16 protein-coding genes are annotated in these 16,962 nt (G+C 42.2%); 11 read left to right on the plus strand and 5 right to left on the minus strand.

The features are described 5' to 3' along the window. Window positions 1-58 precede the first annotated feature (58 nt). From ACR5KR_RS20760 to ACR5KR_RS20770, 3 genes are read left to right on the plus strand one after another with little or no spacing between them, the layout of a single operon-like run. Window positions 59-2,620, plus strand: coding sequence for a GAF domain-containing protein (locus ACR5KR_RS20760; protein WP_448267848.1), 2,562 nt, complete (start codon window positions 59-61; stop codon window positions 2,618-2,620). Continuing rightward, entirely contained in the window at window positions 2,614-3,063 is a 450-nt protein-coding gene (locus tag ACR5KR_RS20765) for a response regulator (protein ID WP_445630698.1), read from the plus strand. The genes ACR5KR_RS20760 and ACR5KR_RS20765 overlap by 7 nt, the downstream gene beginning before the upstream one ends. A 5-nt stretch (window positions 3,064-3,068) precedes the next feature. Further along, the gene (locus ACR5KR_RS20770) at window positions 3,069-5,351 is read left to right on the plus strand and encodes a response regulator (protein WP_448270280.1); all 2,283 of its coding nucleotides are present in this window, start codon (window positions 3,069-3,071) and stop codon (window positions 5,349-5,351) included. Between the two features lie 276 nt (window positions 5,352-5,627). On the opposite strand, the gene ychF is transcribed toward ACR5KR_RS20770, so the two are convergent. From ychF to yidD, 3 genes are all read right to left on the minus strand, one after another. Further along, window positions 5,628-6,719 carry a redox-regulated ATPase YchF gene (gene ychF / locus ACR5KR_RS20775; RefSeq protein ID WP_448267849.1) on the minus strand — a complete coding sequence of 364 codons (1,092 nt, stop codon included), beginning with the start codon at window positions 6,717-6,719 and terminating at the stop codon, window positions 5,628-5,630. Between the two features lie 45 nt (window positions 6,720-6,764). Beyond that, window positions 6,765-6,965, minus strand: coding sequence for a hypothetical protein (locus tag ACR5KR_RS20780; RefSeq protein WP_448267850.1), 201 nt, complete (start codon window positions 6,963-6,965; stop codon window positions 6,765-6,767). Between the two features lie 183 nt (window positions 6,966-7,148). Further along, on the minus strand, window positions 7,149-7,385 hold the full coding sequence (gene yidD, locus ACR5KR_RS20785) for a membrane protein insertion efficiency factor YidD (RefSeq protein WP_012412579.1): 237 nt from the start codon (window positions 7,383-7,385) through the stop codon (window positions 7,149-7,151). 60 nt (window positions 7,386-7,445) lie between these two features. Here yidD and ACR5KR_RS20790 point away from each other — a divergent pair, with 60 nt between their 5' ends. Together ACR5KR_RS20790 and ACR5KR_RS20795 are read left to right on the plus strand one after the other, a co-directional pair. Further along, on the plus strand, window positions 7,446-8,147 hold the full coding sequence (locus ACR5KR_RS20790; protein ID WP_448267851.1) for a diacylglycerol/polyprenol kinase family protein: 702 nt from the start codon (window positions 7,446-7,448) through the stop codon (window positions 8,145-8,147). Window positions 8,148-8,368: 221 nt separating this feature from the next. Beyond that, a complete protein-coding gene (locus ACR5KR_RS20795; RefSeq protein ID WP_448267852.1) occupies window positions 8,369-8,848 on the plus strand; it encodes a pentapeptide repeat-containing protein in 480 nt (159 codons plus the stop codon). A 243-nt stretch (window positions 8,849-9,091) separates the two neighbouring features. Here the strand turns inward: ACR5KR_RS20795 and ACR5KR_RS20800 are convergent, their stop codons facing one another. Next, on the minus strand, window positions 9,092-9,991 hold the full coding sequence (locus tag ACR5KR_RS20800; protein WP_448267853.1) for an alpha/beta fold hydrolase: 900 nt from the start codon (window positions 9,989-9,991) through the stop codon (window positions 9,092-9,094). 448 nt (window positions 9,992-10,439) lie between these two features. On the opposite strand from ACR5KR_RS20800, the gene ACR5KR_RS20805 reads away from it, so the two are divergent. From ACR5KR_RS20805 to ACR5KR_RS20825, 5 genes are all read left to right on the plus strand, one after another. Continuing rightward, a complete protein-coding gene (locus ACR5KR_RS20805; RefSeq protein ID WP_445630692.1) occupies window positions 10,440-10,994 on the plus strand; it encodes a thioredoxin family protein in 555 nt (184 codons plus the stop codon). Between the two features lie 71 nt (window positions 10,995-11,065). After that, a complete protein-coding gene (gene pyrH, locus ACR5KR_RS20810; protein ID WP_322669722.1) occupies window positions 11,066-11,794 on the plus strand; it encodes a UMP kinase in 729 nt (242 codons plus the stop codon). Beyond that, window positions 11,781-12,329, plus strand: a complete 549-nt coding sequence (gene frr, locus ACR5KR_RS20815) for a ribosome recycling factor (RefSeq protein WP_445630691.1) — start codon at window positions 11,781-11,783, stop codon at window positions 12,327-12,329. Before pyrH ends, frr begins: the two co-directional genes overlap by 14 nt. Window positions 12,330-12,522: 193 nt before the next feature. Next, complete coding sequence (locus ACR5KR_RS20820; RefSeq protein WP_448267854.1) at window positions 12,523-13,644, plus strand: geranylgeranyl reductase family protein; 1,122 nt, start codon at window positions 12,523-12,525, stop codon at window positions 13,642-13,644. Window positions 13,645-13,698: 54 nt separating this feature from the next. Then, window positions 13,699-14,124 carry a hypothetical protein gene (locus tag ACR5KR_RS20825; RefSeq protein ID WP_445630689.1) on the plus strand — a complete coding sequence of 142 codons (426 nt, stop codon included), beginning with the start codon at window positions 13,699-13,701 and terminating at the stop codon, window positions 14,122-14,124. A gap of 247 nt (window positions 14,125-14,371) precedes the next feature. Here ACR5KR_RS20825 and ACR5KR_RS20830 read toward each other — a convergent pair whose 3' ends face one another. Next, a complete protein-coding gene (locus ACR5KR_RS20830; RefSeq protein ID WP_445630688.1) occupies window positions 14,372-14,929 on the minus strand; it encodes a Uma2 family endonuclease in 558 nt (185 codons plus the stop codon). Window positions 14,930-15,051: 122 nt separating this feature from the next. Here ACR5KR_RS20830 and lysS point away from each other — a divergent pair, with 122 nt between their 5' ends. Beyond that, a complete protein-coding gene (gene lysS, locus ACR5KR_RS20835; protein WP_448267855.1) occupies window positions 15,052-16,737 on the plus strand; it encodes a lysine--tRNA ligase in 1,686 nt (561 codons plus the stop codon). Window positions 16,738-16,962: the final 225 nt, after the last annotated feature.

Here is a 16,962-nt window from a genome sequence, read left to right on the forward strand (position 1 = left end):
TTTTCAGATAATCACACTGATGACTCGATATCACATTTAGATTTATTAAAAAAAGTTAATGAAACCTAGACAGATTGATACAGAAGTAGCGAGGTTAGAAGCCCTCCGCCAGTATCAAATTCTTGACACAGAACCCGAAGAAGCCTATGACAATCTTGCTCAGTTAGCGGCCTTTATTTGTGGCACACCCATATCCTTGGTAAATTTTATTGATGAAAACCGTCAATGGTTTAAGGCAAAAATAGGTTTAGATGTATCAGAAATGCCCCGTAGTGTTGGGTTATCTTATCTTTGCCAAGAGCAGCGTCATGTTGTGGTGATTCCTGACACCCTTGTTGATGAGAAGTTGGCAAGTAATCCGGTAGTAACTGGCTATCCATATATACGGTTTTATGCAGGTGTACCCTTAATTACTCCGCAGGGAGATATGCTGGGAACTCTGTGCGCGATTGACCAAGTTCCACGACAACTAAGCCAAAAACAAGTGGAGGCATTTGTGGGTTTGAGTCGCCTGGTAATTGACCAACTCGAACTCAGGCGTCATGTAAGTGAGGTATCTAAAGTTACTGAGAAATTAGTGGCACACGAGCAAGCAGCCCGTGCCCAATCTGAAGCCGCCAAAACCCGCATTACCAATCTTCTTGAAAGTATCACTGATGGTTTTTTTGCCCTGGATCAAAAGTGGCAATTCACCTATATTAATAGTCAAGCAGAACGGCTGTTGCAAAAAACTCACAATGAGCTTTTGGGTAAAAACATCTGGGAGGTGTTTCCAGAAATTATCGGCACAACATTTGATTGTGAATATCGCAGGGCAATCTTAGAACAGGTTAGTGTCGAATTTGAGGAATTGTATCTGCCACAGCAGTGGCTTAAAGTCCACGCCTATCCAGCAAAAGACGGCTTGTCTGTCTATTTTCAAGATGTTACTGAACGACGGAAAACAGCAGAAGCACTACGAGAAAGTGAAGAACGTTGGCAATTAGCATTACATGGTAATAATGATGGTATTTGGGATTGGAACCTCAAGACTAATGAAGTGTTCTTCTCAACTCGATGGAAGGAAATGCTCGGCTATAAAGACTACGAAGTTTCCAACCATTGGGATGAATGGATAAGACGAATCCATCCCGATGAGCGAGATTGGGTAATTCAGGCTTTCCAAGACCACTTTGCCAAGAAAACACCGTTTTACGTCTGTGAATATCGAGTCCAATGCCAAGACGGCAGCTATAAATGGATTCTAGATCGAGGACAGGCACTTTGGGACGCATTGGGTGATATAGTACGGATGGTTGGTTCTTATACTGATATCACAGATCGGAAGCGGGCAGATGAAGAATTAAAGCGGCAAAATCTGCGATCGCAATTATTTGCCGAAATCACCCTGAAAATTCGAGAATCTTTACAAATAGATGAAATTCTTCAAACCACTGTCACAGAGGTACAAAAACTACTGCAAGCCGACCGAGTGTTGATTTTTCGACTGGAACCAGACGGTTCGGGAACAGTTGTACAAGAAGCAGTTCTGCCTGGTTGGCCGGTAATTCTAGGAGAAAATATTTTTGACCCCTGCTTTAAAGAAGAATATATAGAGAGATATCGCCAGGGAAGAGTAAGTGCCATTGAAGACATTGAAGCTGCTCATATCCAACCATGCCATCGAGAATTTCTTCAGCAGTTTGCTGTTAAGGCTAATCTGGTAGTGCCGATTCTTGTCAGGGACGATATTTGGGGCTTATTGCTAGCTCATCAGTGTAGCGCACCTCGACAGTGGAATCAGTTTGAGATGGATTTGTTACAGCAATTAGCGAACCAAATTGGGATTGCTTTATCTCAGGCACAACTATTAGAAAAAGAAACCCAGCAAAGTCAGGAACTTACTCGTTCTAATGCGGAATTAGAACAGTTTGCCTACGTAGCTTCCCATGATTTGCAAGAGCCGTTGCGGATGGTAACTAGTTATTTACAACTGCTGGAGCGGAGATACAAAAACCAACTGGATATCAATGCGGATCAGTTTATTGCCTATGCAGTAGATGGGGCCAGCCGGATGCAAACCCTAATCAATGATTTGTTAAACTATTCCCGCGTCAGCACCCGTGGACAGCCTTTTGTGCCAGTTGATTGTAGTGTTGTCTTAGAACAGGTGCTTGCTAATCTTCAAGTGGCGATCGCAGATCGAAAGGCAGTAGTCACCTACGATACTCTACCTCAAGTGATGGCTGATGCTACCCAATTGACACAAGTATTTCAAAACCTGATTGCCAACGCGATCAAATTTTGCGATCGTCAACAGCCATTAATTCACATTGGAGTAAGTAAGAGAGATACAAATATATCAGATGGAAAAAATTTAAATTTTATCCCCTCAGAGGATGAATGGTTGTTCTGGGTGCGTGATAATGGAATTGGTTTGGAATCCCAATATACTGAACGTATTTTTATAATCTTTCAGCGCTTGCACGCAAGAGACAAGTATCCAGGTACTGGAATTGGTCTGGCAATTTGTAAGAAAATTATCCAACGCCACGGGGGCCGGATTTGGGTTGAGTCGAAACCGGGTCAAGGCTCGACTTTCTACTTCACAATTCCAGATAGAGCAGGTAAGCAATGGTAAACACCATAACAGCGATTATGCCTATTGAGGTTTTGTTAGTAGAGGATAATCCTGGCGATGTCCAACTTACACGCATCGCCCTAGAAGATAGTAAAATCTCAATTCACTTAAACGTAGTCGAGGATGGTGTAGAGGCAATGGCATACTTGCGAAAACAGGGAAAATATGCTAAATTACCTCATCCAGATATCGTACTGCTCGATTTTAACCTTCCGAAAAAAGATGGACGAGAGGTATTAGCAGAAATAAAAGGAGATGAAAACCTCAAACGAATTCCTGTAGTAGTTTTGACTACTTCCCAGGCTGAAGAAGATATCCTCAAAGCCTATAACCTTTTTGCTAACTGTTATATAACTAAGCCAGTAGATTTCGATCGGTTCGTTAAAATTGTCCAATCAATAGAAAATTTTTGGTTTGCGATCGTAAAACTGCCACCGGAGTAGTGGAAATGGCAGGTGAAAATATTATTAAAGTTTTGTTAGTAGAAGACAACCCTGGTGATGTCTTATTGTTACAAGAGTTATTTAAGGAAGTGATCGCAGTTGTAGTTGAGTTGATGCCCGTTGAACGGCTTTATGAAGCAGTCAACTACCTAACAAACGAAACTTTTGATGTGATTTTATTAGACCTCTCGCTGCCAGATAGCCAGGGATTACAAACCTTTGTCATTGCTCACAATCAGGCAAAAGCAACTCCAATCATTGTGCTGACGGGTATAAATGATGAAACCCTAGCAACTAGCGCAATGCAACAAGGAGCGCAAGATTATTTAGTGAAAGGACAAGTAACTGGTGACTTGCTGGTGCGATCTATGCGTTATGCCATTGAACGTCAACGGGCAGACAACGCACTACGGCAGAGTGAGGAGCGATTTCGGGTTGCTCTCAAAAACTCTCCAATTTTTGTCTACAACCAGGATAAAGATTTACGGTACACCTGGGTTTACAATCCCCCATCTGGATTGACAGTTGAGAAAATATTGGGCAAGCAAGACTTAGATATCATCCCAGTAGAAGATGCTCAACATCTGATCGCAATTAAACGTAGAGTGCTGACTACAGGCATCGGAACGCGAGAGGAAGTATCAATTACCATCAAAGATACAACGCGATATTACGATTTAACTGTCGAGCCACTACGGAATCAAACCCAAGAAATTATCGGGGTGACATGCGCCAGTATAGATATTAGCGAACGACAAGCTGCGCTACGCGATCGCAAGCTAGCAGAAGAAAAAATTCGCGAACAAGCAGCATTACTAGATGTCACCACAGATGCTATTTGCGTCCGAGATTTAAACAATCAAATTATCTTCTGGAACAAAGGCGCAGAAACACTTTACGGCTGGCAAGCTACAGAGGCTTGCGGTAAAAATGCTAGCGAACTTTTGGATGACGAACCTTCACCGGAAATTGAAGCGGCTCTATTGCAAGCTATTAGTCAAGGTAAGTGGCAGGGAGAGTTAACAAAACTTACTAAAATGAACAAAGAAGTCCTTGTGGCTAGTCGCTGGACTCTGGTATGCGATGAACAAGGAAAACCAAAATCAATTCTCACCGTTGACACAGATATTACCGAGAAAAAGCATCTAGAAGCCCAATTATTTCGCGCTCAACGCTTGGAAAGTATTGGCACTTTAGCTAGTGGTATCGCTCACGACCTCAACAACATCCTGACACCGATTTTGGCAGGAGCGCAACTGCTACCGCTGAAATTTCCCAATGTAGATGAGCGGACTCGTCATCTCCTAGAAATTTTAGAAATTAACGCTAGACGCGGTGCTGATTTAGTTAAACAGGTACTATCCTTTGCACGGGGTGTAGAAGGGAAGCACATCACTTTGCAACTCAAACATATAATTGTAGAAATTGCCAAGATTCTGAAAGAAACCTTTCCCAAATCGATAGAAATCAGCACTAATGTACCGCAAGATTTGTGGATGGTTTCTGGAGATAGTACTCAACTGCATCAAGTGCTGATGAACCTCTGCGTTAACGCCCGCGATGCTATGTCCAACGGTGGTACTTTGAGTATGTCTGCCGAAAATATGTTGATTGACGCAAATTATGCCCGCATGAACCTAGAAGCTAAAGAGGGGCCTTACATAGTGATTACTGTCTCCGATACTGGAATTGGGATTCCAAAACAAATGCTAGATAGAATTTTCGAGCCATTCTTTACTACAAAAGATGTCGGACAAGGCACTGGTTTAGGGCTTTCCACAGTATTGGGGATCGTTAAAAGTCACGGAGGTTTTGTGAACGTGTATAGTGAACCGGAAAGTGTCACTAGCTTTCAGGTTTACTTGCCAGCAGTGGGCGGAATAGAAACAATTAGCCCCGAAGATTTGCCACCACAGACAGGACATGGAGAATTGATTTTAGTTGTGGATGATGAAGCAGCCATTCAAGAGATTACGATAACATCACTAGAAGCTCACAACTACAAAATCTTAGTTGCCAGTGATGGCATTGAGGCGATCGCGCTATATGCTCAAAATAGAGACAAAATTAGTGCCGTCCTCATGGATATTATGCTGCCCTCACTGGATGGTTTAACAGCCATACGTACCTTGCAAAAAATCAACCCCCAAGTCAAAATTATTGCCAGCAGTGGACTTATGTCCGACAAGAAGCTCAGTGCAGTAGCAGCTATTGGTGTCAATACGTTTTTGTCAAAGCCCTATACTGTCAATGAATTATTGCTTTCTTTGCAGAAAGTACTATCATGAATCAAATACTTACGTAAGTATACTAGTATTTTGGATTACAACAAAATACTCACAGCTTGGCTGTATTGTGGGTGGAAGTAGCTACTAGATTTTGAGGATTGCTGGTTTATTTGCGATCGCCTTGCATATTTTTACGCACATTAGAGAATATTTGTCAATTTATTTATCGCGATGCCTACGGTGGTCACTGAGCTTTGTCGAAGTGCGGGCAAAGCCTACGCAACTTGGTGTAAGTTGACCATTATCTTATCGATAACGGCCACTTATTAATTACATCTACACATTAAATCGAAACAGCATTACATCCCCTTCCTGCACAACATACTCTTTCCCTTCACTGCGAACCAACCCTTTTTCCTTCGCAGCATTCATCGAACCAGTTGTTACCAAATCTTTATAAGCAACAGTTTCGGCGCGAATAAATCCCCGCTCAAAATCACTGTGAATTACACCAGCAGCTTGAGGTGCAGACATTCCCGCATTAATTGTCCAAGCGCGGGTTTCTTTGGGACCGCAAGTAAAATATGTCCGCAAACCTAAAAGCGTGTAAGTTGCTCGAATCAACGATTTCAAACCGCCTTCTTCCACACCTAAAGACGCGAGAAAATCAGCTTTATCTTCTTCTGGTAATTCCACTAATTCAGCTTCAACTTGAGCCGAAACTATCACAACTTGGGCATTTTCTGTTGCTGCAATTTGCCGTACTGTTTCCACAAAATGATTACCAGTTGCCAACTCATCCTCAGATACATTCGCGGCGTAGATAATCGGTTTATAAGTGAGCAAATCTAGCCCTTTAATAATTACTTCTTCCTCTTCATTCAAGCTTACCTGACGCACCGATTTACCTTCATTTAAAGCCGCAGCTAATTTTTCTAAAACTGTGATTTCAAACTGTGCATCTTTGCTGGTACGAGCTAGTTTACGAGTACGGTCAATTCGCCGCTCAATTTGTGCTAAATCTGATAAACCCAACTCTATATTAATGATTTCAATATCTCGCGCTGGATCGACAGAACCAGCAACATGGATAATATCGTCATTCTCAAAACAACGTACCACATGGACGATCGCATCAACTTCCCGGATGTGGGACAGGAATTGATTTCCTAGTCCCTCACCCTGACTAGCACCTTTAACTAAACCGGCAATATCCACAAATTCCACCCGCGCCGGGATGATTTGTGCCGAACTGGCAATTTTAGCAAGAACATTTAACCGTTCATCCGGTACTGCGACAACGCCGACATTCGGTTCAATCGTGCAAAAAGGGAAGTTAGCTGCTTCAGCTTTAGCATTAGCAACTACAGCATTAAATAAAGTAGATTTTCCGACGTTGGGAAGTCCGACAATTCCGGCTCTTAGCATTTTGGATTTTAGATTTGAGATTTTGGATTACATTACCAAGGTAATCTAAACAGGTTCCGGTATGGTTTGGGGAATTGTCCCTGGAACCGTCTGAGGAATGGGAGCAGGTACTGGTTCTGGTACAGGCCCCGGTACTGGTTCGGGACTAGGTAACGGATTCGGCTCAGGATTGGGACTAGGTAGTGGACTCGGCCCAGGAGTAGGAATTTGTGGTTCAGGTATAGAAATCGCAGTAGGCTTAATCATCGTAAGTCCAAATTAAATTATTCAACCTTCCCACGCTAGATGACAACCTCATCTGTTGACATCTCCCCAAATAGCTATCTATACCCACGAACACATCCTTTAATAATTTACCGCTCCTTTCATTCTCTGCGTCCCTCTGCGCTTCCCTTTGCGCCCCTTTGCGTTTAAACTCTAATCCTCAAACTACTCCTCCTTCACCTTTTCTACCACCTCTGGCACTGGATCGTAACCGCCTGGATGAAACGGATGACAGCGCAAAATCCGCCGAGTTGCCATCCAGCTACCACGTAATACTCCGAATCGTTCAATAGCTTCAATAGCATACATCGAACAAGTTGGTTGAAAGCGACAAGTCGGGAGAAACAACGGCGAGATAAACATTCGGTAGCCCCGAATCAGCCAAATAAATAATAATTTCATTGCAGCTACCCAAATCTTATAAATTAGTAACAAGGGTAAAACTTTTCATTTGTCGTATCTTTGTTAATTACATTTTCTGACTTCACCTCAATTCCGATTTTCTGGCTGCAAATTGCGTCGGCTGCAATTTGGGTTTTACTCATCCTCCTGATTGCATGGGTGGTAAACCGCTTCGCCGATGAGCCAGAAATCGTGCGGAAGATAGTTCATATTGGCACTGGTAATGTGATTTTAATCGCTTGGTGGCTAAATATTCCTGCTAGCGTAGGGATTACAGCTTCTATTTTAGCGAGTGCAATCACCTTATTATCCTACCGATTACCAATTCTTCCTGGTATTAATAGCGTTGGACGGCAAAGCTTAGGGACATTTTTTTACTCTGTCAGTTTCGGTATTTTAGTTGCCTGGTTCTGGTATTTACAACAACCCCAGTACGCAGCACTTGGAATTTTGGTGATGACTTGGGGAGATGGACTAGCAGCTTTAATTGGGCAACGTTTTGGTACACACAAGTATAAAGTTTTTGGGATAGAAAAAAGTTGGGAAGGCTCCCTAACTATGATGCTCGTTAGCTATGTCGTCAGTAGTTTGATTTTAGTTGGAACTCAAGGAAACAGTTGGCAAACTTGGGCAGTATCACTTGTGGTAGCAGTTATAGCTACTGCTTTAGAAGCTGTTTCATTTTTGGGTATTGACAATTTGACAGTTCCTTTGGGCAGTGCAGCCCTTGCCTTCTTTTTAAGTCAGTTAGTTTTGAATTAGTAATTGCCTTGAGTACTATTCCTAATTGAGCAAACAAGAGATAATGCCAAAAATTTATTATTAGTTAATAAATATAGCGCTTCTCATCTGATTCCAATACGGGTAATACCAATTCTGTATAAAGATGCTCCAAATCAGATGAGGAACGAACCGCAAAGGGCGCAAAGTACACAAAGAAAGAAATAAAAAGTATATGTATTAGTTAATGTGAGGGTTGGGTTATGGATGCTGAAGAGTTGTACAGGCGCTATGCTTCTGGGGAGAGAGATTTCTCTGGTGTTGACTTGAGCTATGTCAACCTTAACATTGCTAGACTCGATGAATACGACCCCACTAGGAATAATCTTAGCGGCATTAATTTGAGTAGTGCTAATTTGACTAGAACCAACATGATATGCGTCAACTTGAGTGGTGCTAATCTCAGTGGTGCTTATCTGGGACGTGCTACCTTGACTTCTGCTAACCTGACTAATGCTGATTTGAGGGATGCGGATTTTGATTGTACTGATCTCGAAGGTGCTAAACTAATCAATGCCAATCTGCGTAGTGCCCATCTTAGTTCCGTCATATTGTATGGAGCTGACTTGACTAATGCCGATTTGACTGGTGGTAGTCTTACTGGTAATGTCAGATACCTGACTTTATGCAACACTATCATGCCAGATGGTACTGTTAGAACTGAGTTCCTTGATACTGAGTGAGTAAGCTAATGATTCTGTATCGGCTAGGAGAAATGAAGTGATTGGTATTGGAACAGGACTCAAATAATCTTCAATATGTTCTTGAATATCTTCAGGAATATTTGAAAAGAAGTCTATTCCTGTCAAATTTTCAAGTTTATTCACAGTCAACCGCCAATTTTTTGTATCGGCTCAATCAACAAAAAATAAATCTTTTTGAATATATTCAATACCATCCATTACGTGAAAATTGAGCCGAGTCTATTACCGCGATCGCTCCAAAATCCAATCGAGTAAAATCGGATTGACTAACTCCGGCGCTTCATCCTGCGGACAATGCCCCACTCCCTCTAAAGGAATAAACTTTTCTACCTGTGGAAAGTCAGCTAATTCTCTCCCTAACTTAATTGGTTCCCACGGATCGGCTGTTCCCCATAAGATAATCGCTGGACATTGTAATAGTGGCAAAAGGTCTTCTGGTAATGGCCCTGTAGAATAAGAAGTAAAGGCAAGGAACACAGCCCCAGCCCCCGGATCGCTTGCTGGTGACATGAGAATATCCACCAACTCATCTGTCACCATCTCAGGATTCGAGTATGCCTGTAGAAGAATCTTCCGTACTGTTTTTGGTTTGGCGAGTTGATTGAAAAAGAAATTACCAACTGGTTTGATAGATAACAGGCGTTGCAGTAAAGGCGCTCCATAACGACGAGATAAAGGTAAAGTTACCCGTTTGCGATCGTGCAACAGCCGTAAAGAACAGTTGAGCAAAGCAACTCCTAAGGCAATATCTGGGTTGCTGGCTGCTGCTTGCATGGCGACAATACAGCCAATGGAATTTCCGACTAAAAAAGCTGGCTCACCGACAACTTCACGGCAAAAATCTGCTACTTGCTGTCCCCAAGTTTCTAATGTGTAGGTAATTTTTTCACCAGGTTGAGGTTTTGCGGAACCACCAAAACCAATCAAATCAATAGCAAAAACTCGGCAATTTTCCGCTAATACGGGAATATTTTTTCGCCAATGCCACCAAGAAGCACCAAATCCATGAACCAGGACAACAGCTGGTCCAGTAGTTCCTTGGGTTTGGTAACATATCGGAAAATCTTGCCAAATCCAGGTTTTTGTAAAGTTAAGTGCTGTTTTTGAACTTGAGGTTGTCATGGTAAATTTTACGTAAAGAATCCTAAAAGCTTTTTAGTAGCAAGGTACAAATAAAATTGTTTTGAATTTGCAGAAAATTTATCAGATTTTCAAAATAAATCCTTGGCTCTAGTGATAGCTTATACATATACCACAAAAGCTTCTAAGCTAATAGTTTTATCCAGTCTAAAGAGTTTTCATCTTATTGATAGAGGTAATTTACTCATAACTGAGATTATGTCAGTATTAAAAATCATAACGTTTCTAATATGAGTAATATTTGGGCTATTTTTTAGATGTGAGTGAATTAGCATCAGTGCTAGATTCAGTAGTTTCACAATTTACGATCGCAAATTTGGTCTATAAGATTGGCGAATATGAGGCATCGGCTAAGGGGTGGTTTGCAACTGGAAACTGACGCTGAATTTAACAATATTTTTCTTGTTCCTAGTTCTGCGAGCCAGAAATCATGAATCTACTAGAAACAATTGATACTCCCGTTGGGAGCTACGCACCAGATTTTGAATTGCCAGGAATTGATGGTCAAGTACACCATCTCAGGCGTTATCTTGAGAAGTTCCGAGCAGTCGGCGTTATTTCTATGTGTAACCACTGCCCTTATGTCGATCGGTATTTAGGCAGATTAAAAAACATTCAAGCCGAATTTGCCCCAAAAAGCTTCACACTAATTGGACTCAATGGTAGTAATGTTGACTACGACACTAGGTCAAGCTTTGAAAATATGAAAGCTTTTGCCCGACATCACCAGTTGAACTTCCCCTACCTGTGGGACTCAACCCAAGATGTGACCGGTAGTTTCGGTGCAACAAAAACACCAACAGCCTTTCTCATAGATACTAATGGTATAGTCCGTTACAAAGGTAAAATTGATAATCATCCCCAAGATCCATTATCAGTGGGAGAGGATTATTTGAGAACTGCGATCGCTTCTCTGTTTAAAGGTGAAGAAATAGCCATACCACAAACAGAACCAGTTGGGACTACATTGATTTGGCGTAACTAGACATAGATAGTCCCTGTAACTGCTATCTTAAATTGGAGGCAATTGCAACTTTTTTGATAAAGCGTAACTTCATGGGAACGAATTACCGACGGGTTTTACTCAAACTGAGCGGTGAAGCCTTAATGGGAAACATGGGCTATGGTATTGATCCAGAAGTGGTCAAAGGAATAGCACAAGAATTAGCAGAAGTGATAGCCACTGGTACTCAAATCGCCATAGTTGTTGGCGGCGGCAATATTTTTCGTGGCGTCAAAGCAGCGTCGGCGGGGATGGACAGGGCAACAGCTGACTATATCGGGATGATTGCCACGGTAATGAATGCCATGACGCTGCAAGATTCGCTAGAACACATAGGAGTACAGACGCGGGTGCAAACCGCGATCGCTATGCAAGAATTAGCAGAACCATATATCCGTCGTCGTGCCATCCGTCATCTTGAAAAAGGACGGGTGGTAATTTTTGGTGCTGGTTCTGGAAATCCCTTTTTTACTACAGATACGACTGCGGCATTAAGAGCAGCAGAAATCGATGCTGAGGTGATTTTTAAAGCCACCAAAGTAGATGGAGTATATGATGCCGATCCTCATATTTATCCTGACGCCAAGCGTTACAATAGCTTAACCTACGCGCACGTTTTAGCCCAAGATTTGCGGGTGATGGATAGTACTGCGATCGCCTTGTGTAAAGAAAATAATATCCCAATTCTGGTATTTGACCTAACGGTGCGAGGAAATATCCACCGAGCAGTCTTGGGAGAATCCATCGGCACCCTTGTGGGAGGTTCTTGTGAAATTAGCTGAAGCTGAAAGTACGATGCAAAAAACCGTTGAGGCAACTCAACGAGCTTTTAACTCGATTCGCACTGGTCGCGCCAATGCGAGTCTATTAGATAAGGTATTGGTGGACTATTACGGTTCGCCTACTTCCTTGAAATCACTGGCAAATATTAGCACGCCGGATGCTACGACGATCTTAATTCAACCCTACGAGCGCAACACCCTAAACATCATTGAGAAGGCTATTTCCCTCTCAGATGTGGGTTTAACACCCAGTAACGACGGTTCTGTAATCCGGTTGAATATTCCGCCCTTAACGAGCGAACGCCGTAAAGAATTCGTCAAAATGGCATCCAAGTATGCCGAAGAGGGTCGTGTTGCTATTCGCAACATTCGCCGCGATGCCATAGACGCCATTCGTAAACAGGAGAAAGCCTCTGAAATCTCCAAAGATGAATCAAAAGACCAACAAGACAGCTTGCAAAAACTGACAAATGAGTATACTGCCAAAATAGACTCGCTGTTAGCAGAAAAAGAAAAAGACATCACGACTGTTTAAAGTCTCAAGTCTTAAGTATAAAGGCTGAAGGATAATGGATAAATTCTTCAGCCTTTATCATTTCTTAAGTTATTGCATAAATCCTAGAAAAATTGATCGAGTAAGTAAGTAGACATGAATAATTAAAGTAGGAACAATTCCTAAATTGCCCCTCTCAATAGAAAATAAACTAATTCTGGAGCAAAAATTCAATATGTACGACTGCATCATCGTCGGCGCTGGGCCAGCTGGTGGAACAGCTGCATATCATTTAGCCAAACAAGGTCGCTCAGTATTAGTGTTGGAAAAAGAATCTTTGCCAAGATATAAACCTTGTGGTGGTGGTGTATCTCCAGCGATCGCTCAATGGTTCGACTTTGATTTTAGCCCAGTAATTTCTGTAAAAGCCGACTCCCTTCGCTTTACCTGGAATTTGGGCGACCCCGTAGAAGCAAAAATCGCCACAAAAGAACCAGTCTGGATGGTACGACGAGATATTTTTGACCATTTCCTAGTGCAGCAAGGGCAAAAGCAAGGATCTGAACTACGAGATAATACGGAAGTAACGGGTATTGAGTTTCAAAGCGACTACTGGCAAGTTAACACAGCTAATGGCCCAGTTACAGGTCGCTACTTAATCGCGGCTGATGGTGTCAAAGGGCCAATGGCAAAATGGCTAGGCTTCAAAGACCGTAAACGCCGTTTAGCAGGAGCTTTAGAAGCAGAAGTGGCCGCGGAGGTCAAGGATAAATCTACAATTCACTTCGAGTTTGGCTTGGTGAAAAACGGCTACATTTGGAACTTCCCGAAGGCGGACGGTTATTCCATTGGTGTCGGTACATTTGTCGGCGGCAAACCCCAGGATTTTAAGAAAATTTTAGATGAGTACGCGCGATCGTTTAATGTAGATATCAAAACTGGCAAACAATATGGTTATCCTCTTTGCTTGTGGGATGGCAACCAAAAGTTGCATACTCAAAATGCAGTTTTAGCTGGGGAAGCTGCTTGTGTAGTCGATCCCATGACAGCAGAAGGCATTCGTCCGTCAATTTTTAGCGGTTTGATTGCAGCAGGAGCCATAAATGAGGCTCTTTCTGGTGATATCAATGCTTTAGAAAAATATAGCGAAGCCATTAATGAAGAATGGGGTACTGAAATGGCTTGGGCACAAAAATTAGGTGGGGCATTTTATCGCTTTCCTAGCATTGGCTACAAAGTTGGTGTTAAGCGTCCTTCCGGTGCGAAAATCATGGGTAAGATTCTGTGTGGAGAACTGCGCTATGGCGACGTTGCCGGTCGTGCCATCAAGCGTTTAATTCCTGGTTTTGGAACTTGAGCAACTTGTTAAAGTAAGCAAACTTCCGCCGCAGTGTACTAGATATTTCTCAATATGGCAATTTACTTGACAAAACGGCTATCTGTGTTCGCTAATATTCTTGCTCTTGTCCTCTTTATGCCGGGAATTGCCTTAGCTGCACCCCTTCAAATCAATACTACTTCTGGTATTATTTTCGCCCAAACTACTAAAACTGTAAGCTACTCCACCTCGCCGGAGATTAACCTGACTCCCCTACAACGGCAAGAACTTCAGGCTGTGCGTCAGAGAAGAAACAGGGAAATTGAGGCAGTATTAAACTCAGCCCAGCGTGCCCAACTTAATCACAATCTCCGGGCTGGTAATAATATCAAGCAAGCCCTAGAAAAACTAAATTTGCAACCAGAACAGCAAGATTTTGTAAAGGCGATCGTACAATTTACTAACTTGAAAATGAAGGCTATTTCATCTAGGCATTTGCTAAAAATAGGACATAATTAAAGGCTTAAAAGAAGCGATCGCCTAATAATTTTTTAGTAGCGATCGCCAGCAATTTTTATTTTAGCTGTCTCATACCAATTCGATCAAGAAATACGGCAAAGAGATAATTGTTTACTACATAGAAGCAACTAATTTAGGAAATGCTATGTTACTTTATTTAACTTAATTATTTTAATTATTAATGCGATGTACAACTTATTCTTAGAATCCCACTTTTATTATTCCTATACCCCACAGTCTGAGAGACTTATGGAAATAGTTGATTAATCATAACTTCAATTTCTGGAAATGCAATCAAGGATAATGTTGCGTCCTCCTGCAAAATAAATTCAAGATTGTAACCTTTCAAGCTTGGTTCGCGAAAAACATAAACCTGACGCTGATTCACATCTAAAATCCAGTAATCATTAATTCCTGCTTTCGCATAAAGAGGCGCTTTGTGTTTACGGTCTGCTTCTAGTGTTGTATCCGCTACCTCAATTAATAAAAAGATTTCATTCGGTGCAGGATGACGATCGATATACTTTCGCCCATCAATCTGAACAACAGCAATATCTGGCTCAGGTTCCGAGTATTCGCTCAACTGAATGGGATCTTTTACCCGAACTAGGGCAACTTTTGCTAGCAGTCGCTTGAGATAATCAGATGCACACAGCGTTGTCGCTGCATGGGGAGGATTTTTGGCGCTCATCGGGATAACTTGCCCATTAATCAGTTCTACCCGTTCATCGTCTGTAATAATACCCGTTTCAAACATCCGGTGATATTCGTTTACAGTCCACAGGCGCACTCTAGTTTGTGTCATTGTATTTCCTTTAGCGATACCTACAGTGGGCTACGCCTACGCACATCACTTTTAGGCGATTATCTTTTACTCTCAACTTTGGCAGCATCTATAATTAATCTTGCCCTATTTAGTTCGTTACCATGTCGGAAGAAGATATCCGAGCCGCAAGGCTGGAGAAAGTAGAACAGCTCAAGCAGCTAGGGACTAACCCTTATGCCTATCGTTGGGAATCCACCCATCATGCAGCGCAGTTGCAAGAAAAGTTTGCCAATTTATCGAGTGGTGAAGAAGTCGATTTGGAAGTTGCCATAGCCGGACGCATTATGGCGCGTCGCGTTTTTGGTAAATTGGCTTTTTTCACCTTGCAAGATGAAACCGGTACGATTCAGCTTTATTTGGATAAAAATCGCATCCAAGAAGGTATGGCAGATATTGATGCTGATGCCTTCAATCATTTAAAACAACTCACAGATGCAGGCGATATCCTGGGAGTTAAAGGTACTATTAAACGGACTGAAAAGGGCGAGTTATCTGTCTACGTTAAACAATATACTATCCTTACTAAATCCCTGTTGCCTCTACCCGACAAGTGGCATGGATTAACGGATGTTGCCAAGCGCTACCGTCAGCGCTACGTTGACTTGATTGTAAACCCAGAAGTGCGGCAAACTTTTCGCCGTCGCGCTCAAATTACTGCTGGGATTCGCCGTTATTTAGAAGAACGAGATTTTCTAGAAATTGAAACGCCCGTTTTGCAAAGTGAAGCTGGGGGTGCAGATGCACGTCCATTTATCACCCACCACAACACTTTAGAAATGGAATTGTATCTGCGAATTGCCACAGAACTCCATCTCAAACGGTTGATTGTAGGTGGTTTTGAAAAGGTGTTTGAATTGGGACGGATTTTCCGCAATGAGGGAATTTCGACTCGACACAATCCCGAATTTACGACGATTGAAGTTTACCAAGCCTACGCCGACTACAACGATATGATGGCGCTGACTGAAGGCATTATTACTACTGTTGCACAAGATGTACTCGGCACATTGCAAATCACCTACCAAGGGGAACCGATAGATTTAACACCACCTTGGCGACGGGTGACAATGCACGATTTAGTTAAAGAATTTACAGGCTTGGATTTTAATTCGTTCCAAAGCTTGGAAGAAGCAAAAACAGCAAGTAAAAATGCTGCTATCCCTGGTATAGATGAAGCCCAATCAATTGGTAAGTTATTAAATTTAGCCTTTGAAGAGAAAGTAGAAGCTAATTTAATTCAACCTACCTTTGTAATTGATTACCCTGTAGAAATTTCGCCCTTAGCAAAACCCCATCGTTCTCAACCTGGTTTGGTGGAAAGATTTGAGTTATTTATAGTCGGGCGAGAAACAGCGAACAGCTTCTCAGAACTTACCGATCCCATCGATCAAAGAGAGCGTTTAGAAACTCAAGCAGCGCGAAAAGCTGCTGGTGACTTAGAAGCCCAAGGTGTGGATGAAGACTTTCTGACAGCTTTGGAATATGGTATGCCGCCTACAGGTGGATTAGGGATTGGGATTGATAGATTGGTGATGTTATTAACCGATTGTGCCAGTATTCGGGATGCGATCGCCTTCCCCTTACTCAAGCCTGAAGGCAGTTTCATTAAGGAATTTCGCTATGAGCCAACAACTCAAACACTGACTATTGAATTTGACAGTGGCAGTGTTTACGAGTATTTCAAAGTACCTCCTGGTGTCAAGGAAGACTTAGACAATGCACCGTCTATAGGTCAACACTTTAACAAGTTTATTAAAGGGAAATTTAAGTTTGAACAATTAAGTTGAGTTAGCAAAGGTAGATGGGGCAATGACTTGCCCTATTCATCAAATTTATTCGGATTTGGTAAGAGTTTCGCCTGGAGTGTCTCTCGTTCCCATGCAGAGCATGGGAATGGCTGATTAGAGGCTCTGCCTACAATCAGACATTGAGTCAGCAGCCACATGAAGAATGTATTCTCATACGGAGCATAGGAACGAGGAAAGGCTTGTATCTTACCAAGCAAGGATTTT

The organism is Nostoc sp. DSM 114159 (assembly GCF_053470285.1).